The following is a 20,817-nucleotide window of genomic DNA, read 5'->3' as shown; positions in this document are numbered from 1 at the left end:
CGGATGGGCGCCCCCACCCGCATCCCGACCGTCGCGTACAAGCCGAAGCCGGGTGAGATCCCGACGAATCCGGGCGTGTACCGGTTCCGCGACGCGGACGGCAGGGTCCTCTACGTCGGCAAGGCGAAGAACCTCCGTGCGCGGCTCTCCAACTATTTCGCGCCGCTGCACACGCTCCACGAGCGGACGCGCCGCATGGTCACTACGGCGGCATCGGTGGAATGGACCGTCGTCGCGACGGACGTCGACTCGCTGCAGCTCGAATACCAGTGGATCAAGGAGTTCGACCCGCCGTTCAACGTCCGCTACCGCGACGACAAGTCGTACCCGTTCATGGCCATCACGCTGGCCGACGAGGCGCCGCGCGTCATCGTGACGCGCAACCGCCGCATCAAGGGCGCGAAGTACTTCGGGCCCTACCCGAAGGTGTGGGCGGTGCACGACGTCATCGACGAGATGATCAAGGTCTTCCCGATCCGCACATGCAGCGACTCGTCGTACAAGAAGGCGATGGCGACGGGCCGTCCGTGCTTCCCGGGGCAGATCGGGCGCTGCGGCGGGCCCTGCTCCATGACAGTGACGGTCGAGGAGCACCGCGCGATCGTCGAGGACTTCGTCGCGTTCATGTCCGGCGGCGACCAGCGCTTCACGAAGGACCTCACGGCCCGCATGCGCGAGGCATCCGCCGCCATGGACTACGAGTCCGCGGCGGTGTACCGCGACCGGCTCATGTCGATCGACGCCGTGCTCAACAAGAGCGCGCTCGTCCTCGCGGCGGACACGGATGCCGATCTCTTCGGCATCGCGGAGGACGAGCTGGCCGCGACCGTCCAGCATTTCGTCATCCGCGGCGGGCGTGTGCGCGGGGTGCGCGCCACGACGATCGACAAGGAGCTCGACATCACCGGCGCCGAGCTCGTCGATCAGGTGCTGCAGCGCACGTACGGTGGCGCGACGGCCGTCGACATCCCGCGCCAGGTGCTTGTGCCCGCGCTGCCCGACGACACCGCCGAGCTGGAGGAGTGGCTGCGCGAGCGCCGCGGACGCAACGTCACGATCCAGGTCGCGCAGCGGGGTCGCAAGGCCGAGCTCATGAAGACCGCGACGCTCAACGCCCAGCAGGCGCTGCTGCTGCACAAGACGCGCCGCACGAGCGACTACGTCGCGCGCTCCCAGGCCCTCACGGACCTCCAGGAGGCGCTCGAGCTCCCCGAGGCCCCCCTGCGCATCGAGTGCTTCGACGTGTCGCACCTGGGCGGCACAAACGTCGTCGCATCCATGGTGGTCTTCGAGGACGGCCTGCCGCGCAAGGACCAGTACCGCTCGTTCAAGGTCGACGAGACGACAGATGACACCGATTCGCTCTACCAGGTGCTCACGCGCCGCCTCGCCTACGTCGACCGCGGCGACGAGGCCGCCGATCCCGGCGACGCGACCGAGGATGCCGCGACCGCGGCCCTCAGCACGGAAGAGGGTGTCGTGACCGAGCGTCGGCGCCCCCGCTTCGCGTACCGCCCGCAGCTGCTGGTCGTCGACGGCGGCAAGCCGCAGGTGGAGGCCGCCGCTCGCGCCCTCCGCGACGCGGGGCACGAGGAGATCGCGCTGTGCGGCATCGCCAAGCGGCTCGAGGAGGTGTGGCTGCCGGGTGAGGACTACCCCGTCATCCTGCCCCGCACGAGCGAGGCGCTGTACCTGCTGCAGCGCCTCCGCGACGAGGCGCACCGCTTCGCCATCACCCACCAGCGCAGGCGGCGCCGCCGCGACATCCAGAGCGTCCTGGCCGAGGTGCCGGGGCTCGGTGAGGCGCGGATCAAGGCGCTCCTGCGGCATTTCGGCTCCGTGGCGGCGCTCAAGCGCGCGACCCCCGAGCAGATCACGGAGCTGCCCGGCGTCGGCCCGAAGCTCGCAGCATCCATCCACGCTCATCTCACCGATTCGTGACCGGCCCGTCCCACCGTCCGGCGACGTCGCAGAAGACGCGGGCGAAACGCGCGGCGGTCGTATCTCGCTAGGCTGAACGCGACGACGGGGGTGGTCATGACGGACGAGGCGCCGGAGGATCCGGGCGAGGTTCTGATCGTCACGGGCATGTCGGGGGCGGGGCGCTCGACGGCCGCCGACGCGCTCGAGGACCTCGACTGGTACGTCGTGGACAATCTGCCGCCGCAGATGCTCAAGCCGCTCCTCGACCTCACGGGCCTCGCCGGCGGAGCGCTGCCCCGTGTCGCCGTCGTCGTCGACGTGCGCGGCCGTGACCTCTTCAGGGGGCTTCCGGATGCTGCGCGCGCACTGCGCGACGCGCGCCGCCAGGTCCGGCTGCTCTTCCTCGACGCGTCCGACGACGTGCTCGTGCGCCGCTTCGAGGCCGTGCGCCGTCCTCACCCGCTCCAGGGCGACGGGACGATCCTCGACGGCATCCGCCGCGAGCGGCAGCGCCTTGCACTCGTCCGCGAGAGCGCCGACGTCATCGTCGACACCTCCAGCTTCAACATCCATCAGCTCGCGACCCGCATCGTGGACCTTTTCTCGGAAGAGGGTGCGGCCAGGCACACGCTGACGATCCAGAGCTTCGGCTTCAAGTACGGGCTGCCGCCGGACGCCGACATCGTCGCCGACATGAGGTTCCTGCCCAATCCCTTCTGGGAGGAGTCGCTGCGCCCGTACACGGGTGAGGACGACACCGTCCGGGCATACGTGCTCGAGCAGACAGGCGCCGCGGAGTTCCTGGAGTCGTACGCGCAGGCGCTCGTCCCGGTGCTCGAGGGGTATCAGCGCGAGAACAAGCGGCACTCGGTCCTCGCGATCGGGTGCACGGGAGGCAAGCACCGCTCGGTCGTCATGGCGAACGAGCTCGCGGCGCGGCTCGGCCAGGTGCCGGGGGTGGCGGTCCGGGTCAAGCACCGCGACCTCGGTCGCGAGTAGGCTGGATCTTCGTCCCTGAAACCGAGCACGAGGAGTCCCGTGTCGCTGACCGCCGACGTCAAAGCCGAGCTGACCGCCGTCCGCGACCCGCGGCCGACCGCCCGCGTGGCCGAGCTGACGTCGCTCCTGCGGTTCTCGGGCGGCCTGCACTCGATCGCGAATCGCGTCGCCGTCGAGGCCGAGCTGGACTCCGACGTCCTCGCGCGCCGCGTAGCGCGCGACCTCGTCGAGATCTACGGCGTGCGGCCCGAGCTCGTGCACGTGCAGGGCTCGGGGGCGAGGACCGGCAGCCACTACGCCGTCCGCGTCATCGACGGCGGCGAGACCCTCGCCCGCCAGACGGGACTGCTCGACCAGCGCCGTCGCCCGGTGCGCGGCCTTCCCAACAAGCTCACGACGGGCTCGCGCCCGGATCTCGCCGCCGTGTGGCGTGGCGCGTTCCTCGCGTCGGGCAGCCTCAGCGAGCCCGGCCGCTCCGCGGCGCTCGAGATCGCGTGCCCTTCGGGCGAGGCCGCGATGGCGCTCGTCGGCGCGGCGCACCGCCTGGGCATCGCGGCCAAGGCGCGCGAAGTGCGCGGCGTCCCGCGCGTCGTCGTGCGCGAGGCCGAGGCGATCCGGCAGGCCCTCGCGGCGATGGGCGCCGCCCGTGCCGCGGCCGAGTGGGACCAGCTGCGCCAGCGCCGCGAAGTGCGCGCCGGCGTCAACCGCCTCGTGAACTTCGACGACGCGAACCTCCGGCGCTCGGCGCAGGCGGCCGTCGCGGCGTGCGCACGCGTCGAGCGCGCACTCGAGATCCTCGGCGACGAAGTGCCGGCGCACCTGCGCGAAGCGGGCGATCTGCGCCTCGCGCACCGCGACGCGAGCCTCGACGAGCTCGGCCACCACGCCGATCCGCCGCTCACGAAGGACGCGGTCGCGGGACGCATCCGGCGCCTCCTGGCGATGGCCGACAAGAAGGCCGAAGTCGACGGCATCCCGGGCACCGAGGCGGCCGTCCCGGCGGGTGCGACCGACTGAGCGGCTCCGGATGCTGTCCCCACAGCCGGGCCCACGCGGCCGGAGGCTCCGGCCGTCGCGGAGCGGCGGCTGGAGGGGCCGTGGGGACCGTGTCTTCCACGTCGTCATGCAGGGAAGCAACCCCCGCGGCGGTGCGTTGGCCGTCACTAGGATGATCTGGTCACCCTCGCTGACGCCGGGGAGCGCCTGGCGCAGCGCCGACAGGAAGAAGAGAACATGGCGAAGTACACGCTGCCCGAACTGCCTTACGACTACGCCGCTCTGGAGCCGCACATCAGCGGCAAGATCATGGAGCTGCACCACAGCAAGCACCACCAGGCGTACGTGACCGGTGCGAACACCGCACTCGAGCAGCTGGCTGAGGCGCGCGAGAGCGGCAATCTGGCGAACGTGCCCAAGCTCGAGAAGGACCTCGCGTTCAACCTCGGCGGTCACGTCAACCACTCGATCTTCTGGACCAACCTCTCTCCCAACGGCGGCGGCCGGCCCGACGGCGAGCTCGCAGCGGCCATCGACGAGTTCTTCGGCGGGTTCGACAAGTTCCAGGCGCATTTCACCGCGGCGGCGACCGGCATCCAGGGCTCGGGGTGGGCCGTCCTCAGCTGGGACCCGATCGGCGAGCAGCTGATCATCCAGCAGCTGTTCGACCAGCAGAGCAACACGGCTCAGGGCACGATCCCGGTGTTCCAGCTCGACATGTGGGAGCACGCGTTCTACCTCGACTACCTCAACGTCAAGGCCGACTACGTCAAGGCTGCATGGAACATCGTGAACTGGGAGAACGTTCAGACCCGGTTTACGACGGCCCGCGAGAAGACGGCGGGCCTGCTGGTACTGTCATGATCAAGGCGGCTGTCCCGGCGGGACAAGCCGCCGGGACGCCGTTGTCCATCGTCTGAATGCAACAACCGCGCACTCGCGCATGACACCTCCAGGAGATATTCCGTGACTGTCAAGATCGGAATCAACGGCTTCGGCCGCATCGGACGCAACTACCTTCGCGCGGCTCTCGCGCAGGGCGCGGACCTCGACATCGTCGCGGTCAACGACCTCACCGACAACAAGACCCTCGCCCACCTGCTGAAGTACGACTCGATCCTGGGTCGCCTCGACGCAGACGTGTCGTACACCGAGGACTCCATCACAGTCGGCGACAAGACCATCAAGGTCTTCGAAGAGCGCGACCCCGCCAACCTGCCCTGGGGCGAGCTCGGCGTCGACATCGTCATCGAGTCGACCGGTCGCTTCACGAAGGCTGTCGACGCCAAGAAGCACATCGACGGCGGCGCGAAGAAGGTCCTGATCTCGGCTCCCGCGAGCGGCGAGGACGGCACGTTCGTCATCGGTGCGAACGAGGAGCAGTACGACCCGGCCAACCACCACATCATCTCGAACGCGTCCTGCACGACGAACTGCCTCGCGCCGCTCGCCAAGGTCCTCAACGACGAGTTCGGCATCGTCAAGGGCCTCATGACGACGGTCCACGCCTACACGGCCGACCAGAACCTCCAGGACGGCCCGCACAGTGACCTGCGTCGCGCCCGTGCCGCGGCTCTGAACATCGTCCCCACCTCGACGGGTGCGGCCAAGGCGATCGGCCTCGTGCTGCCCGAGCTCAAGGGCAAGCTCGACGGCTTCGCGCTCCGCGTGCCGGTGCCCACCGGCTCGGCGACCGACCTCACGGTCGAGCTCGAGCGCGAGGTCACGGTCGACGAGATCAAGGCCGCGTACAAGGCCGCGTCGGAGGGTGCGCTCAAGGGCATTCTGAAGTACACCGAGGACGAGATCGTCTCGAGCGACATCGTCACCGACGAGCACTCCTGCATCTTCGACGCCGGGCTCACGCGAGTCATCGGCAACCAGGTGAAGGTCGTCGGCTGGTACGACAACGAGTGGGGCTACTCGAACCGCCTCGTCGACCTCACCGAGATCGTCGCTTCGAAGCTCTGATCCGATCATGGCTCTGCGCACCCTCGATTCCCTGGGTTCGCTGGCCGGCAAGCGCGTCATCGTCCGTGCTGACCTCAACGTTCCTCTTCAGGACGGGGTCATCACGGACGATGGGCGTGTGCGGGCCACGCTCCCCACGCTGAACGCCCTCATCAACCAGGGCGCCCGTGTCGTCGTCTGCTCCCACCTCGGGCGCCCCGACGGCGCGCCGAACCCGAAGTACAGCCTCGAGCCGGTCGCGCAGCGACTCTCCGAGCTGCTCGGCAAGCCCGTCGCGTTCGCGCGCGACACCGTGGGCGAGTCCGCCCGCGAGGCCGCCGCGGCGCTCGAGGACGGCGATGTCGCGGTCATCGAGAACCTGCGGTTCAACCCGGGCGAGACGGCGAAGGACGAGGCCGAGCGCCGCGCGTTCGCCGCGCAGCTCGCGGAGCTCGGCGACGTGCTCGTCTCCGACGGCTTCGGCGTCGTCCACCGAAAGCAGGCGTCGGTCTACGAGCTCGCCGAGGCCCTCCCGTCGGCTGCGGGCTTGCTCATCGAGAAGGAGGTCGACGTCCTCGACCGCCTGACCGAGAACCCCGAGCGTCCGTACACGGTCGTCCTCGGCGGATCGAAGGTCAGCGACAAGCTGGGCGTCATCGCGCACCTCCTGCCGCGTGCCGACAAGATCCTCGTCGGCGGCGGCATGATGTTCACCTTCCTCGCGGCGCAGGGCCACAAGGTCGGCAAGAGCCTCCTCGAGCAGGACCAGATCGACACCGTCAAGGGCTACATCGCCACGGCGCAGGAGAAGGGCGTCGAACTCATCCTCCCCGTCGACACGGTCGTCGCCTCGGCCTTCTCGGCGGACGCCGAGACCGCCGAGACCGACGCCGACAAGATCGAGGACACCCCGATCGGTCCGGACGCGCTGGGCCTGGACATCGGCCCGAAGACCGCGGAGGCCTTCGCCGACGCGATCCGCTCGTCCACGACGGTCTTCTGGAACGGCCCCATGGGCGTCTTCGAGCTGGCGCCGTTCGCGGCCGGCACGAAGGCGGTCGCGCAGGCGCTCACCGAGGTCGACGGCCTGTCGGTCGTCGGCGGCGGCGATTCCGCGGCGGCCGTGCGACAGCTGGGCTTCGCCGACGACCAGTTCGGTCACATCTCGACGGGCGGCGGGGCGAGCCTGGAATTCCTCGAGGGCAAGAAGCTCCCCGGACTGGAGGTCCTCGGATGGCAGTGAACCGCACCCCGCTCCTCGCGGGCAACTGGAAGATGAACCTCGACCACCTGCAGGCGGTCGCGTTCGTGCAGAAGCTCCACTGGACGCTCAAGGACGCCAAGCACGAGGACGGCTCGGTCGAGGTCGCGGTCTTCCCGCCCTTCACCGACCTGCGCACTGTGCAGACGCTCCTCGACGCCGACAAGATCCCGTTCGCCCTCGGGGCGCAGGACCTCTCGACGAAGGACTCCGGCGCCTACACGGGCGAGGTCTCCGGTGCCTTCCTCGCGAAGCTCGACGCCACGTACGTCATCATCGGGCACTCGGAGCGCCGTGAGTACCACGGCGAGACCGACGAGGTCGTCGCGGCGAAGGTCCAGGCTGCGCTGCGCCACGGGCTCGTCCCCGTCATCTGCGTCGGCGAGACGCTCGATCAGCGCGAGGAGTCGGGGCCGACCGCGGTCTCGATCTCACAGCTGAATGCGGCGCTGGACGGCGTGCCGGCTGACGCGGACTTCGTCGTCGCCTACGAGCCCGTCTGGGCCATCGGCACGGGGCAGGTCGCTTCGCCCGAGCAGGCACAGGAGGTGTGCGTCGCACTGCGTGACGTCATCGCCGAGAAGCTGGGACAGGATGCCGCGGAGCGCACACGCGTGCTCTACGGCGGCTCGGTGAAGGCGGCGAACATCGCCAGCTTCATGCGCGAGCCCGACGTCGACGGCGCCCTGGTCGGCGGTGCGAGCCTCGTCGTGGACGAGTTCGCGGCGATCATCCGCTACCAGAAGCACGTCGGGGTGTGATCCCGCCGGTATACTCGACCCTTGTGCGCCCGCCAGGTCGCACGTTCAGGCTCCTGCGGTCCGAGGGATCGCAGCGAAAGGCAACAACGACTGTGCAGATCCTCGAGTTCGTCCTGCAGGTGATCCTCGGTATCACGAGCCTCCTGCTGACACTGCTCATCCTGCTCCACAAGGGACGCGGCGGTGGCCTCTCCGACATGTTCGGCGGGGGCATGACCTCGGCGCTCGGCTCGTCCGGGCTCGCCGAGCGCAACCTCAATCGCTTCACCGTGATCCTCGCGCTCGCGTGGTTCGTATCCATCGTGGCCCTCGGGCTCATCACGAAGTTCCAGGGGCTCTGATGGCTACCGGAGGCAACGCGATCCGCGGCACGCGCGTCGGCGCGGGTCCCATGGGCGAGCAGGACCACGGCTTCCACGCGGAGCGCATCGCGATCTCCTACTGGGACGCCCTCGGCAACGAGACGGTCCGGTACTTCGCGGCGGGCATCCCCGAGGAGGAGATCCCCGACATCATCGACTCGCCGCACTCGGGCCTTCCGGCCGGGCGCGACAAGGAGAACCCTCCCGCGCTCGCCAAGACCGAGCCGTACAAGACGCACCTCGCCTACGTGAAGGAGCGTCGTACGGAGGAAGAGGCCGAGACGCTTCTCGACGACGCACTCAAGCAGCTTCGCGAGCGTCGCGGCGAGGGCTGAGCCACAGCATCCCAGAACCAGAAAGGGCCGCGCGATCGCGCGGCCCTTTCTGCGTTCCCGGAGTCAATAGTCGCCGGTGATGAGCTCCTGCGGCACCTGCGCGGCCGCGGCGTCGTCGACGAAGAAGATCGTGCGGCGGCGGCCCTTCGCGCCGGCGGCGGGGACGCTGTGGTAGCTCGCGCCGGCGAGGGCCAACCCGAGCGCCGACGCCTTGTCGGCGCCCGACATCACGAGCCACACACGCTGCGACGAGTTGATGACGGGACGCGTCATCGTGACCCGCAGCGGCGGCGGCTTGGGGGAGTCGCGCACCGGAAGGGTGGCCTTGTCCGTCACGCGGATCTCGCCGCGGTCCGGAAAGAGCGAGGCGATGTGCGCGTCCGGACCGACCCCGAGAAAGCAGATGTCGAACGACGGCCAGGCGTCGCCGTCGGCCGAGCCGTAGCGCGCGAGCTCGGCGGCATACGCGTCGGCCGCGGCATCCAGCTCCACGCCCTCATCGCTCGCGGCGATCGCGTGGATGTTCCCTGCGGGGATGTCGAGCTGGTCCAGGAGCGCGTCGCGGGCCTGCTTCTCGTTGCGGTCGGGGTCGTCGCGGGGGACGAAGCGCTCGTCGCTCCACCAGAAGTGCACGCGCGTCCAGTCGATGTTCGCGAGCTTCGGGCTGCGCGCCGCGGCGGCGAGGACGGCGGATCCCATGGATCCGCCCGTGAGCGAGACGTGCACGTCGAGGCCTTGAGCGATCTGCTTGCCGAGCCGGCTGACGAACCGCGCCGCCACCGATTCGGCGAGATCGGCCGGGTCGGGCCTGATCACGACGCGCTTCTCGCTCCAGAACTCAGCCATGCGTCTCCCGTGCCGTGGGCGGCCCGAGAAGCTGCCACCCTTCCGTGATCACTCGACCATACAGGACGTCGGGGTCGAGGCGACGGAGCTCCTCCGCGATGCACTCGCGGAGGGTTCGGCGAGGGAGGACGAGGTCGTGGTCGGGCTGTCCGGGCTGGCTGAGGCAGGCGATCGCAGGCGACGAGCGCTCGAGGACGATGTCGCCGCTGGTGCGCACGAGCCGCACGGACTTGATGCCGTCGTGCCATTCGTCCGCCTCGAGGTACCGCCAGTCGACCGGCACGTCGAGCATGAGGCGCAGCCAGGCCGCCAGGAGCGCCGTCGACGGCGAGCTGCTCGCGCCGCGCACCTCGACGGCCGTGATCGGCTCGTACGGCGGCTGGTCCAGGACGGCGGCGAGCTGCTCGCGCCAGTGCGTGAGGCGGGTCCACGCCAGATCCGTGTCGCCCGGCGCGTGGTTCTCGCCGAGCCGCGCGAGGCGGTGCGGCTCGAACGGGCGGGTCGAGGCATCCGTGATCCGGCGCTGGGCGATCCGGCCGAGCGGCGACGCCGACGGGACGGTGGGCGGGGTGTCGGGCCACCAGACGACGACGGGAGCGTCGGGCAGGAGCAGACCCGTCACGAGGCTCTCGGTGTTCGACGCGGCGGCGCCGTAGGCGCGCAGCACGACGACCTCGCTCGCGCCCGCGTCGCCGCCGACGCGGATCTGCGCGTCCAGTCGGGGCTCGGCGTCCCGGTCGCCGAACATCAGCACGATGACCCTCATGGGATGCTCGCGCGACGCGTCGTTGGCGGCCTCGATGGGCTCCTCCTCGGCGCCGTGATGCGTCGCGATGACGAGCGTGAGCACGCGTCCGAGCGCGACGGCGCCGCCTTCCTCGCGCACGTCGATGAGCGCGCGCGAGATCTTGCTGACGGTCGTGTCGGGAAGTTCGATGATCACGGCCGCCTCCAGGTCCGTCCGTCGCGGGCAAGGAGCTCGTCGGCCGATGCGGGCCCCCACGAGCCGGGGGAGTACTGGTCGAGTGCGCCGTCCTGCTCGGCCCAGTGCTTCTCGAACGGGTCGAGGATCTTCCACGACAGCTCGACCTCTTCGTGCCGCGGGAACAGCGGCGGGTCGCCGAGCAGCACGTCGAGGATGAGTCGCTCGTAGGCCTCGGGGCTCGCCTCGGTGAAGGCGTGGCCGTAGCCGAAGTCCATCGTGACGTCGCGCACCTGCGTGCCCGCACCGGGGACCTTCGAGCCGAAGCGGAGCGTGACGCCCTCGTCCGGCTGCACGCGGATGACGAGCGCGTTCTGGCCGAGCTCGGACGTCTGGCTGCGCGAGAAGAGGTGCTGCGGCGCGCGCTTGAAGACGACCGCGATCTCGGTGACGCGGCGGCCCAGGCGCTTGCCCGTGCGGAGGTAGAACGGCACGCCGGCCCAGCGGCGCGTGTTGACCTCGAGCTTGAGGGCCGCGTAGGTCTCGGTCGTCGAGTCGGCGGCCATGCCGTCCTCCTCGAGGAAGCCGCGGACCTGCTCGCCGCCCTGCCATCCGCCCGCGTACTGCCCGCGCGCTGCGGCGAGGGAGAGGTCCTCGGGCACCGTGACGGCGGCGAGCACCTTCTCCTTCTCGGCGCGGAGGTCCGCCGCGTTGAAGGTGATGGGCTCTTCCATCGCCGTCAGCGCCATGAGCTGCAGCAGGTGGTTCTGGATGACGTCGCGCGCTGCGCCGACGCCGTCGTAGTAGCCCGCGCGCCCGCCTACGCCGATGTCCTCGGCCATCGTGATCTGCACGTGGTCGACGTAGTTGCGGTTCCAGATCGGCTCGTACAGCTCGTTCGCGAAGCGCAGCGCCAGGATGTTCTGGACCGTCTCCTTGCCGAGGTAGTGGTCGATGCGGAAGATCGAGTCCGTCGGGAACGTCGAGCGCAGCACGTCGTTGAGCGCACGCGCCGACTCGAGGTCGTGACCGAACGGCTTCTCGATGACGACGCGGCGCCAGCGGTCGTCGCCGTCCGCCGTGTCGTCCACGAGGCCCGACGACTTGAGCTGCTCCGCGACGACGGCGAAGTCCTTCGGCGGGATCGACAGGTAGTAGGCGTGGTTGCCCATCGTGCCGCGTTCGACGTCGAGCTTCTCGACCGTCTCGCGGAGGCGCCGGAACGCGTCGGCGTCGTCGAACTGGCCGGAGACGAAGCGGATGCCCTGCAGCAGCTGGTTCCACGTCTCTTCGCGGTACTCCGTGCGGGCATACTGCTTGACGGCCTCGTGCACGACCTCGGCGAAGTCCTGGTCCTCCCAGTCGCGGCGAGCGAACCCGACGAGCGCGAAGCCCGGCGGGAGCAGACCGCGGTTGGCGAGGTCGTACACGGCGGGCATGAGCTTCTTGCGCGACAGGTCGCCCGTCACGCCGAAGATGACGAGCGCGCTCGGTCCCGCGATGCGGTTGAGGCGTCGGTCGTCCGGGTCGCGCAGCGGATTGCGTCCGCGTGAGATCTCTACGCCGCGCCCTTCGAGGGCGCGACTCGATCCAGGAATCTCCTGAACGGTCATCGGAAAGTGATGCTCCTATTGGGCGGCTTCGAAGAGCGTGAGCACCTCGAGCTGCGGGTCGGTGAGGGTGAGTGTCACGACCGGGCGCCCGTGGCCGTCAGCGAGCACGGAGGCGTCGCCGGCGGCCTGCGCCTGGATGAGCTGGCCGAACGTGAAGGGGCGCCCGGGGATCTCGAGGTCGACCTCGGTGCCCTCCAGGATCTGGAGGAAGACGCCGTTGGCGGGTCCGCCCTTGTGGTACTGACCCGTCGAGTGCAGGAACCGCGGTCCCCAGCCGAACGTCGTCGGGCGTCCCGAGTCCGCGGCGACGAGCTCGCGCAGGCCCTCCAGCTGGGGGAGCGCAAGTCGGTCCACGTACGCCTGGATGGAGACATAGCCGTCCTCGGGGAGGCGGGCCCACAGCGCGTCCAGCACGCCGGCGACGGTTCCGGATGCCGCGAGTGCGGCATCCGACACGCGCACCTCGACGCCATCGGCCGTGAAGGCGGGCGCCGTCGGGGTCGGTCGCGCGTCCAGGAGGCCGCGTGCGGCGACCTTGGCGGACTCGACATCCGGCTGGTCGAAGGGGTTGATGCCGAGCATGCGACCGGCGATGGCCGTCGCGTACTGCCACACGATGAACTGCGCGCCGAGCGAGCCGCTCACGAGGATCTCGCCCTCGTGGCGCTCCCGGAAGTGGAACTCGTTGGCTTCGTCGACGAGCCGGACCACCTGGAGGTCGGCGGGCTTGCCGTCGACCTCGGGCGAGACGGGCAGCAGGACGACGGGGAGGATGCCCGTGCCGTCCTTGCCCGTCGACTCGGCGACGAGCTGCTCGATCCAGTCGGGCAGGCCCACGATGTGCGTGCCGTCCGTGACGAGTCCGAGCTTGTCGCGGCGGGGCGTCCCGCCGGCGATCGCGGCGGCGAGGACGAGCGCGGGGTTGTCGGGGCTGTCGATCGCGACCTCGAGCAGCGAGGCCTCGGCCTCATCGAGGAGCTCGGCGATGTCGGCTCCCGCGAGCCCGGCGGGCACGAGCCCGAACGCCGTGAGCGCGGAGTACCGGCCGCCGACGGTCGGGTCGGCGTTGAAGACGCGGTAGCCCGCGCTGCGCGCGGCCTCGTCGAGAGGAGAGCCGGGATCCGTCACGACGACGATGCGCTCGACGGGATCGATGCCCAGGTCCCGCCATGCGGCCTCGAAGGCGCGCTTGGCGGAGTCCGTCTCGACCGTGGAGCCCGACTTCGACGCGACGACGAGCACGGTCTGGGCAAGGCCGCCCGACTCGGAGTCGCCGTCGATCGCGGCGAGCACCTGGCCCGGCGCCGTCGAGTCGAGGATCGTGAGCGGCACACCGGCCGTCTGTGCGATGACCTCGGGAGCGAGCGACGAACCGCCCATACCGGCGAGCACGACGCGCGTGACGCCCTTCGCGCGGAGCTCCGCGCGAAGGGCGACGATCTCGACGACCACCGGGCGGGAGACGCTCACGGCATCCACCCAGCCGAGGCGCTGTGACGCCTCGGCCTCGGCTGCCTCGCCCCACAGCGTCGGGTCACCCGCGGTGACGCCCGACGCCACGAGGTCGGCGACGAGCTCGGGCAGCGTCTGGTCGACGACCGACTTGACGTGGCCCGAGAGGTGGATCTCGAAGCTCACCGTGCGGCCTGGGGTGCGGCCTGGAGGGCTTCGGTGACGGTGTTCTGGAGGTCGTGCCAGGAGGCGATGAACTTGTCGACGCCTTCGTCCTCGAGGACCTGGGTGACGTCGGCGAAGTCGACGCCGACGGCGGCGAGCTGTTCGAAGACGCCGTGCGCGTCGGCGTAGCTGCCGGTCACGGTGTCGCCGGTGATGACGCCGTGGTCGAACGTGGCCTCGAGCGTCTTCTCCGGCATCGTGTTGACGGTGCCCTGGGCGACGAGCTCGGTCACGTAGAGCGTGTCGGGCAGCGACGGGTCCTTGACGCCGGTGGAGGCCCACAGCGGACGCTGCACGTTGGCGCCGGCATCCGTCAGCGCCTTCGCGCGGTCGGTGGAGAACTCCTTCTCGAACAGCTCGTACGCCAGGCGCGCGTTCGCGACGCCCGCCTTCGACTTGAGCGCCTCCGCCTCGGGCGTGCCGATCGCGGCGAGGCGCTTGTCGACCTCGGTATCCACGCGCGAGACGAAGAACGACGCGACGGAGTGGATCGTGGAGATGTCGTGGCCGTTGGCCTTGGCCTGCTCGATGCCCGACAGGTACGCGTCGATGACGGCGGCGTAGCGCTCCAGGCTGAAGATCAGCGTCACGTTGACCGAGATGCCCTCGGCGAGCACGGCCGTGATGGCGGGCAGGCCGGCCTTGGTCGCGGGGATCTTGATGTGCACGTTGGGACGGTCCACCGCCGCCCACAGCTCCTTGGCCTGCGCGATCGTCGCGTCGGTGTCGTGCGCGAGGTCGGGGGAGACCTCGATCGACACGCGGCCGTCGACGCCCTCGGTCCGGTCGTACACGGCACGGAAGATGTCCGCCGCGTCGCGGACGTCGTCGGTGGTCGCGGCGAAGATCGCCTGGTCCGCCGTGGCGTCCTTGGCGGCCAGCTCGGCGAGCTGCCCGGCGTACGCGTGTCCGCCGCCGCCGATCGCCGACTGGAAGATCGTGGGGTTGGTCGTGACACCGCTGACGGTGCGCGACTCGATGAGGGCCGCGAGGCTGCCCGACGTGATCCGCTCACGCGACAGGTCGTCCAGCCAGATGCTGACGCCGGCGGCTGCGAGCTGCTCGGTGGGGGTGCTCATTCTGCGTTTCTCCTTAGTTCCCGGCCGCATTCGCGGCGGCGAGGATGTCGCGTGCCGCCTCGACTGCGGCGATGGACTCGCGCGCGGCCTCGACGACGGCTTCGGCGGTGACGCCGAACTTCTGGAAGAGGGTCTTGTAGTCGGCGGAGGCGCCGAAGTGCTCGATCGAGACCGAGCGGCCGTTGTCGCCGACGATGCCGCGCCACGTGAGGGCGACACCGGCTTCGACCGAGACGCGCGCGGTGACCGCCGCGGGCAGGACGCTCTCGCGGTAGTCCTCGTCCTGCTCGGCGAACCACTCCAGCGACGGCGCCGACACGACGCGGGCCTGGATGCCGTCCGCGGCGAGGGTCTCGCGGGCCGCGACGGCCAGCTGCACCTCGGAGCCGGTCGCGATCAGGATGACGTCCGGCTCGCCGTTTTCGGCGTCGATGAGCACGTACGCGCCCTTCGCGACGCCGTCGGTCGTGGCGAAGCCCCCTTCACCGCGGGGGAACACCGGGATGTTCTGGCGGGTCAGCGCGATGCCCGACGGCCCGCCCTGGCGGCGCAGGATCTCCAGCCACGCGGCTGACGTCTCGTTCGCGTCCGCGGGGCGCACGACGGTGAAGTTCGGGATCGCGCGGAGGGTAGCGAGCTGCTCGATCGGCTGGTGCGTGGGGCCGTCCTCGCCGAGCGCGACGGAGTCGTGCGTCCACACGAAGATCGACGGGATGTCCATCAGCGCGGCCAGACGCACCGAGGGGCGCATGTAGTCGCTGAAGATCAGGAACGTGCCGCCGAACGGGCGGGTGTTGCCGTGCAGCTTGATGCCGTTGACGATCGCGCCCATCGCGTGCTCGCGGATGCCGAAGTGCAGCACCCGGCCGTACGGGTCCCCGCTCCATTCGTGCGTGGACCACTCCGACGGGATGAACGACTTCGCGTCCTTGATCGTGGTGAGGTTCGACTCGGCCAGGTCCGCCGAACCGCCCCACAGTTCCGGGAGCTCCGCAGCCAGGGCGTTGATCACGACACCCGACGCGGCGCGCGTGGAGACGTCCTTGCCGGCCTCGAACGAGGGGCCGGCGATGCCGTCGGGCAGCGTGCCCGCCTCGAGCCGGTCGAACAGCGCCTTGCGCTCCGGGTTGGCCTCGGCCCACGCGTCGAACTTCTCCTGCCACTCGGCGCGGACCTCGGCGGCACGGTCCTTCAGTGCGCGGGTGTGCGCGATGACGTCGTCGGCGACCGCGAAGGTCTGCTCCGGGTCGAAGCCGAGGACCTTCTTCGTCGCGGCGAGCTCGTCAGCGCCGAGCGCGGAGCCGTGGATCTTGCCGGTGTTCTGCTTGCCGGGCGAGGGCCAGCCGATGATCGTGCGCAGGATGATCAGCGACGGCTTGTCGGTCTCGCCCTTGGCGGCCTCGATCGCGGAGTGCAGCTCGGCGACGTCCTCGACGTACTGGCCGGTCTTCTTCCAGTCCACGACCTGGACGTGCCAGCCATACGCCTCGTAGCGCTTGGCGACATCCTCCGAGTAGGCGACGTTCGTGTCGTCCTCGATGGAGATCTGGTTCGAGTCGTAGATCGCGATCAGGTTGCCCAGCCGCTGGTGGCCCGCGAGGCTCGACGCCTCCGACGTGATGCCCTCCTGCAGGTCGCCGTCACCGGCGATGACGTACACGAAGTGGTCGAACGGGGACTGCCCCGCGGGAGCCTCCGGGTCGAACAGGCCGCGCTCGTAGCGAGCCGCGTACGCGAAGCCGACCGACGAGGCCAGGCCCTGGCCGAGCGGGCCGGTCGTGATCTCGACACCCTTGGTGTGGCCGTACTCCGGGTGACCCGGCGTGAGCGAACCCCACGTGCGCAGCGACTTCAGGTCGTCCAGCTCGAGTCCGAACCCGCCGAGGTACAGCTGCACGTACTGGGTCAGCGAGGAGTGGCCCGCCGACAGGATGAACCGGTCGCGGCCCACCCAGTGCGTGTCGGCCGGGTCGTGGTTGAGCACGCGCTGATACAGCAGGTACGCGGCCGGCGCGAGGCTCATCGCGGTGCCGGGGTGGCCGTTGCCCACCTTCTCGACAGCATCCGCCGCCAAAACGCGGGCCGTGTCCACAGCGCGCTCGTCGATCTCATCCCAACGCAGATCCGACACGGGACCGCCTTTCATCCTGGAGGGTTCGGCGCCCCGGCGACCGACGCCGCACAGCCTTCGGGAAGGCGTGGCGGGGTGTGGGGGTTCGCGCAGGGTCGCGCCTGTCTTTTCAGCATATCGAAGGGCCATGCCCCTCCGGCCATGTGTGCCGTTGTGTGACTGCCACAAACAACCGGCCAACACAGAGTGACATGCGCGGCGATCCCGGGCGTTGCATCGATGTGTCCGGGGCGTGACGAGAGGTTCACCGGAAGGTGCCGTGGAATGTGAGGGCCGCCGTCCCTGGCCCCCACTCCTCTCCGATCCGCGTGCGGCTCGCGCCCGCCCGGGGCGACAGCATCCCATGACATAGAATCGGTGAGGTTCGAAAACGGCGCACGATACGGGGGGCGATGGACATCTCGACCACTGCGCGAGTGACGACGCACAAGGCTCCGCGCACGATCGGCCGCACCGTCCGCGCCTACATCGCCCTCACCAAGCCGCGCGTGCTCGAGCTGCTGCTCGTCACGACGGTGCCGGTCATGATCCTGGCCGAGGGCGGCCTGCCGAACCTCTGGCTCGTCCTCGCGACCGTCATCGGCGGTTCGATGAGCGCCGGCTCGGCTGCGGCGTTCAACATGTACCTCGACCGCGACATCGACGCGCACATGCAGCGGACCGTGAACCGTCCGCTCGTGACGGGCGAGGTCTCGCCCCGGGGCGCCCTCACGTTCGCGTGGGCGCTCGCGGTGCTGTCGACGGTGTGGCTGTGGCTCACGACGAACTGGCTCGCCGCTGTGCTCTCGGCGGGCGCCATCTTCTTCTACGTCGTGATCTACACGATGATCCTCAAGCGCCGCACGGAGCAGAACATCGTGTGGGGCGGGATCGCGGGATGCTTCCCGGTCCTCATCGGCTGGACGGCCGTCACGGGTTCGCTCGCGTGGCCGCCCGTCATCCTGTTCGCGCTCGTCTTCCTCTGGACGCCGCCGCACTACTGGCCGCTGTCGATGAAGTACAAGCACCAGTACGAGGACGTCGACGTCCCCATGCTCGGTGCGACGCGCAGCGGCTCGCAGGTCGGGCTCCAGGTGATCCTCTACGCCTGGGCGACGGTCGCGTGCTCGCTTCTGCTCGTCCCCGTCGCCGACATGGGCCTCGTGTACACGGTCTCGGCGCTGGTCTTCGGCGGCTGGTTCATCTACGAGTCGCACCGCCTCTACAACCGCGCCGTGCGCGGCACCGAGCCGCGGCCCATGCGCGTGTTCCACGCCTCGATCACCTACCTGACGCTCCTCTTCGTCGCGATCGCGATCGACCCGCTGCTGCCCTTCTGACCTGTTGCCGGGTGGTGCCGGGTGAGCCGGCGCCGCAGAGGCTGGATGGGCCCGCACCGCAATGTCGCAGATAACCGGTTCGTCACACGATTCGGGATGCTGTCGTCCGGCGTTGTGGTGATCTGCGACGTTGTGGCGGGGTGGAGTTCGCGGCGCCGGCGCGTCGCCCGCACCGCAATGTCGCAGATAACCGGTACGTCACACGATTCGGGATGCTGTCGTCCGGCGTTGTGGTGATCTGCGACGTTGTGGCGGTCGAGGAGCGGAGCATCCCCTCCTCCCAAGGGAGTGTGGATCCGCGGGTTACCCGTGGGTCGGGGCTCATCGCGTCACGCCGACGGCGAGCGGTCAGGGTGGTGGGATGCAGCCAGCCATCGACGCGCGACGCCGGCGCACCCTCGGCAGCCTCCTCAATGCCGTCGCACGCCGCGAGGGTGTCGCCAGAGTCTCATCGCTCCAGCGAGACGGCTACTCCCGGCACTACATCCGCCTCGCGATTTCGACCGGAGCACTGGTGCGCGTTCGCCGGGATTGGGTCGCGACCCCGGCCGCAGATCCGGATCTCGTCTCGTGCGCCCGCCGAGGTGTCGTGACGACGTGCGTGAGCAGCGCGCAGCGACTCGGCCTGTGGGTGCTGGATCCTGGTGAACAACACGTGGCGGCCGCGCGAGGAGATCGAGTCACCGTCGAGCCCGGCACACGGGTGCACTGGGCGTCCCCGGTCGTCCCTCGGGATCCCGAGGCCCTTGTGGATCCGGTCGAGAACGCGCTCGTGCTCGTTGCGTCCTGCCAGCCGCACGACGCCGCTCTCGCGATCTGGGACTCCGCGCTCCGACAGGGCATGGTCGATCGCCGCAGCCTGGCTCGCCTCGACCTTTCCGGCGCCGCCCGAGCACTGCTGGAAGAGGCTCACCCGTTCGCCGACTCGGGGCTCGAGACCATCTTCGTCGCACGGATGAAACGGCTCGCCGTCGCCGTCCGCTCGCAGATCTGGATCGCGGGCCACCACGTCGACCACCTGATCGGCGAGCTGCTCGTTGTTCAGATCGACGGCGGCCACCACGTCGATGCTCAGCGGATCGCGGACAACAAGCACGACGCCGCACTCCGGCTACTCGGGTTCACCGTGTTCCGGTTCGGCTACCGCGAGATCCTCGACGATTGGCCGTCGGTGCAGTGGGCCGTCATGCAGGCGATCGCACAGGGCCTCCACCGCCCGCATTAGCGCCAGGGACCCGGCCTCGACGCCCGGGCCAGCATCCCGGCCCTCACCTCGATGTCGCCGATAACCGCTCTGTCACCACGATCGGGATACGGGAGTCCGGAGTCGTGGCGATCCGCGACGTCGTGGCGGTGCGAGGCGGCTGGCGGCGTGCCGGTGGCGACGTGGCGCGCGCGGGCCCGAACCGCAATGTCGCCGATAACCGCTTCGTCACGAGGATCGGGATCCTGGAGTCCGGCGTTGTGGCGATCGGCGACGTTGTGGTGAGACACAACGGGCCCCGGCTGTGCGCCGGGGCCCGAAAATCTGGAATTGGCTGAGCTCAGCGCGTCGCGGGGGCTGCTTCGTCCACGACCGGCTCCGCCTCGACGACGGGCTCGGCGGCGACGGGCTCGGCGACGACGGGCTCGGCGGGCTCGACAGCGGCGGGCTCCTCGGCGGTCCAGTCGATGGGCTCGACGACCTCGACGGGAGCGGCCGGGACGAAGGACTTCAGGACGCCGAGGAACAGCGTCGCGACGAGGCCGACGAGGCCCGCGCCGATGAGCGCGGCGCCCACTGTGATGAGCGACTGGCCGCCGTAGACCTCGACGCCCGTCGCGGTGCCGTCCAGCAGCGTCGTGTTCATGATCGTCAGCTTGTCGACGACGAGCCACGCTCCGACGGCGATGCTCGCGAGCGAGCCGGCGAGCAGGATCCAGAACGGGATGCTGCGAACCAGGCGGGGACGTGCAGTCATGCGGGGTTTCTCCTTCAAGATGGCGGCGCGAACGGCCGCAGGGATCGGTTCAGTCTCGCTGCGGCATCCGTGCGACTGCTCTGCGGATCCCATGGATCCGCTATGAGTCGGCGGGATGCGGTGGAGCCCGGCGGCGCTCGGCGCCACCGCTCGACCGCTCGGAATGCCCGCCAGGCGGGTGGATCGGACGCGGACAGCGACCACCCACCCTACCCGTCGATCTCTGCGCACTCGGACGCAGAGGAAGGTCCGCAGGAGCGGTGAACGCTGCCTGCGGACCTCTCCCCGGATCTCAGTGCGCGCCCTGTTCGGGGATCCACTCAGGTGCGGACACACCTGCTCCGGTGAGGTTGTCGCCACGGACGAACTGGGTGCCGATGCGCTCGAGCGCAGGGTAGGGTCCGTAGACCGACACCGGGATGCTGGGAGGCTGCGGCTCGGGCCGGGCGAAGGCAGCTGGGGCCGCCGACAGCGAGACGAGCAGCGCGGCGCCGGCAGCGAGGGCGGCGAATCGGATGCGGTTGTTGGCGTTCATGATGACTCCCGAGGATTCGGCCCCCCGGGGCGGGGGCCGGTGAGTCCACGGTCCCGCCGGCGGCAGGGGTGCCACATCGGGAGCGACCCCTGAGATCCGCCTGCGCACGCCCTTACTCCGCCGACGAGGCGATGCCAGAATGACGCC

General features: G+C 69.9%; 19 protein-coding genes. 11 read left to right on the top strand and 8 right to left on the bottom strand.

Annotation, left to right across the window (positions count from 1 at the left end):
- Positions 1 to 3: 3 nt before the first annotated feature.
- The 9 genes from uvrC to ABZ477_RS16605 all read left to right on the top strand — a co-directional run bounded on the left by uvrC (position 4) and on the right by ABZ477_RS16605 (position 8,587).
- On the top strand, positions 4 to 1,941 hold the full coding sequence (gene uvrC, locus ABZ477_RS16645) for an excinuclease ABC subunit UvrC (protein WP_360135464.1): 1,938 nt from the start codon (positions 4 to 6) through the stop codon (positions 1,939 to 1,941).
- Between the two features lie 96 nt (positions 1,942 to 2,037).
- Complete coding sequence (rapZ, locus tag ABZ477_RS16640) at positions 2,038 to 2,922, top strand: RNase adapter RapZ (RefSeq protein ID WP_360135462.1); 885 nt, start codon at positions 2,038 to 2,040, stop codon at positions 2,920 to 2,922.
- A gap of 39 nt (positions 2,923 to 2,961) precedes the next feature.
- On the top strand, positions 2,962 to 3,939 hold the full coding sequence (whiA, locus tag ABZ477_RS16635; protein ID WP_360135460.1) for a DNA-binding protein WhiA: 978 nt from the start codon (positions 2,962 to 2,964) through the stop codon (positions 3,937 to 3,939).
- 216 nt (positions 3,940 to 4,155) lie between these two features.
- Positions 4,156 to 4,782 (top strand): superoxide dismutase, encoded by a 627-nt coding sequence (locus ABZ477_RS16630; protein ID WP_360135458.1) that lies wholly within the window; start codon positions 4,156 to 4,158, stop codon positions 4,780 to 4,782.
- Positions 4,783 to 4,884: 102 nt separating this feature from the next.
- Positions 4,885 to 5,889, top strand: coding sequence for a type I glyceraldehyde-3-phosphate dehydrogenase (gap, locus tag ABZ477_RS16625; protein WP_360135456.1), 1,005 nt, complete (start codon positions 4,885 to 4,887; stop codon positions 5,887 to 5,889).
- 7 nt (positions 5,890 to 5,896) lie between these two features.
- On the top strand, positions 5,897 to 7,111 hold the full coding sequence (locus ABZ477_RS16620; RefSeq protein ID WP_360135454.1) for a phosphoglycerate kinase: 1,215 nt from the start codon (positions 5,897 to 5,899) through the stop codon (positions 7,109 to 7,111).
- Positions 7,102 to 7,890: a triose-phosphate isomerase gene (gene tpiA / locus ABZ477_RS16615; RefSeq protein WP_360135452.1), complete on the top strand. Its 789-nt coding sequence runs from the start codon at positions 7,102 to 7,104 to the stop codon at positions 7,888 to 7,890. The genes ABZ477_RS16620 and tpiA overlap by 10 nt, the downstream gene beginning before the upstream one ends.
- Before the next feature lie 92 nt (positions 7,891 to 7,982).
- The gene (gene secG / locus ABZ477_RS16610) at positions 7,983 to 8,231 is read left to right on the top strand and encodes a preprotein translocase subunit SecG (protein WP_360135450.1); all 249 of its coding nucleotides are present in this window, start codon (positions 7,983 to 7,985) and stop codon (positions 8,229 to 8,231) included.
- Positions 8,231 to 8,587 carry an RNA polymerase-binding protein RbpA gene (locus tag ABZ477_RS16605; RefSeq protein ID WP_360135448.1) on the top strand — a complete coding sequence of 119 codons (357 nt, stop codon included), beginning with the start codon at positions 8,231 to 8,233 and terminating at the stop codon, positions 8,585 to 8,587. The genes secG and ABZ477_RS16605 overlap by 1 nt, the downstream gene beginning before the upstream one ends.
- Before the next feature lie 63 nt (positions 8,588 to 8,650).
- Here the strand turns inward: ABZ477_RS16605 and pgl are convergent, their stop codons facing one another.
- From pgl to tkt, 6 genes are read right to left on the bottom strand one after another with little or no spacing between them, the layout of a single operon-like run.
- Entirely contained in the window at positions 8,651 to 9,433 is a 783-nt protein-coding gene (gene pgl / locus ABZ477_RS16600; RefSeq protein ID WP_360135446.1) for a 6-phosphogluconolactonase, read from the bottom strand.
- Positions 9,426 to 10,376, bottom strand: coding sequence for a glucose-6-phosphate dehydrogenase assembly protein OpcA (locus ABZ477_RS16595; RefSeq protein ID WP_360135444.1), 951 nt, complete (start codon positions 10,374 to 10,376; stop codon positions 9,426 to 9,428). Before ABZ477_RS16595 ends, pgl begins: the two co-directional genes overlap by 8 nt.
- Positions 10,373 to 11,968, bottom strand: coding sequence for a glucose-6-phosphate dehydrogenase (gene zwf, locus ABZ477_RS16590; protein ID WP_360135442.1), 1,596 nt, complete (start codon positions 11,966 to 11,968; stop codon positions 10,373 to 10,375). The genes ABZ477_RS16595 and zwf overlap by 4 nt, the downstream gene beginning before the upstream one ends.
- A 15-nt stretch (positions 11,969 to 11,983) precedes the next feature.
- The gene (locus ABZ477_RS16585; protein ID WP_360135440.1) at positions 11,984 to 13,606 is read right to left on the bottom strand and encodes a glucose-6-phosphate isomerase; all 1,623 of its coding nucleotides are present in this window, start codon (positions 13,604 to 13,606) and stop codon (positions 11,984 to 11,986) included.
- Complete coding sequence (gene tal, locus ABZ477_RS16580; RefSeq protein WP_360135438.1) at positions 13,603 to 14,724, bottom strand: transaldolase; 1,122 nt, start codon at positions 14,722 to 14,724, stop codon at positions 13,603 to 13,605. Before tal ends, ABZ477_RS16585 begins: the two co-directional genes overlap by 4 nt.
- A gap of 13 nt (positions 14,725 to 14,737) precedes the next feature.
- A complete protein-coding gene (gene tkt / locus ABZ477_RS16575) occupies positions 14,738 to 16,855 on the bottom strand; it encodes a transketolase (protein WP_360135436.1) in 2,118 nt (705 codons plus the stop codon).
- 392 nt (positions 16,856 to 17,247) lie between these two features.
- Here tkt and ABZ477_RS16570 point away from each other — a divergent pair, with 392 nt between their 5' ends.
- Both ABZ477_RS16570 and ABZ477_RS16565 read left to right on the top strand, forming a co-directional pair.
- Positions 17,248 to 18,174 (top strand): heme o synthase, encoded by a 927-nt coding sequence (locus ABZ477_RS16570; protein WP_360135434.1) that lies wholly within the window; start codon positions 17,248 to 17,250, stop codon positions 18,172 to 18,174.
- 361 nt (positions 18,175 to 18,535) lie between these two features.
- Positions 18,536 to 19,399 carry a DUF559 domain-containing protein gene (locus ABZ477_RS16565; protein ID WP_360135432.1) on the top strand — a complete coding sequence of 288 codons (864 nt, stop codon included), beginning with the start codon at positions 18,536 to 18,538 and terminating at the stop codon, positions 19,397 to 19,399.
- 319 nt (positions 19,400 to 19,718) lie between these two features.
- Here ABZ477_RS16565 and ABZ477_RS16560 read toward each other — a convergent pair whose 3' ends face one another.
- Positions 19,719 to 20,135 (bottom strand): hypothetical protein, encoded by a 417-nt coding sequence (locus tag ABZ477_RS16560; RefSeq protein ID WP_360135430.1) that lies wholly within the window; start codon positions 20,133 to 20,135, stop codon positions 19,719 to 19,721.
- Between the two features lie 292 nt (positions 20,136 to 20,427).
- Entirely contained in the window at positions 20,428 to 20,670 is a 243-nt protein-coding gene (locus ABZ477_RS16555; protein WP_360135428.1) for a hypothetical protein, read from the bottom strand.
- Positions 20,671 to 20,817 lie beyond the last annotated feature (147 nt).

Source organism: Microbacterium sp. NPDC019599 (assembly GCF_040632175.1).
Lineage (GTDB): Bacteria > Actinomycetota > Actinomycetes > Actinomycetales > Microbacteriaceae > Microbacterium.
Note: the sequence above shows the minus strand (reverse complement) of the source record. Positions and strands in the feature narration are given on the sequence as shown.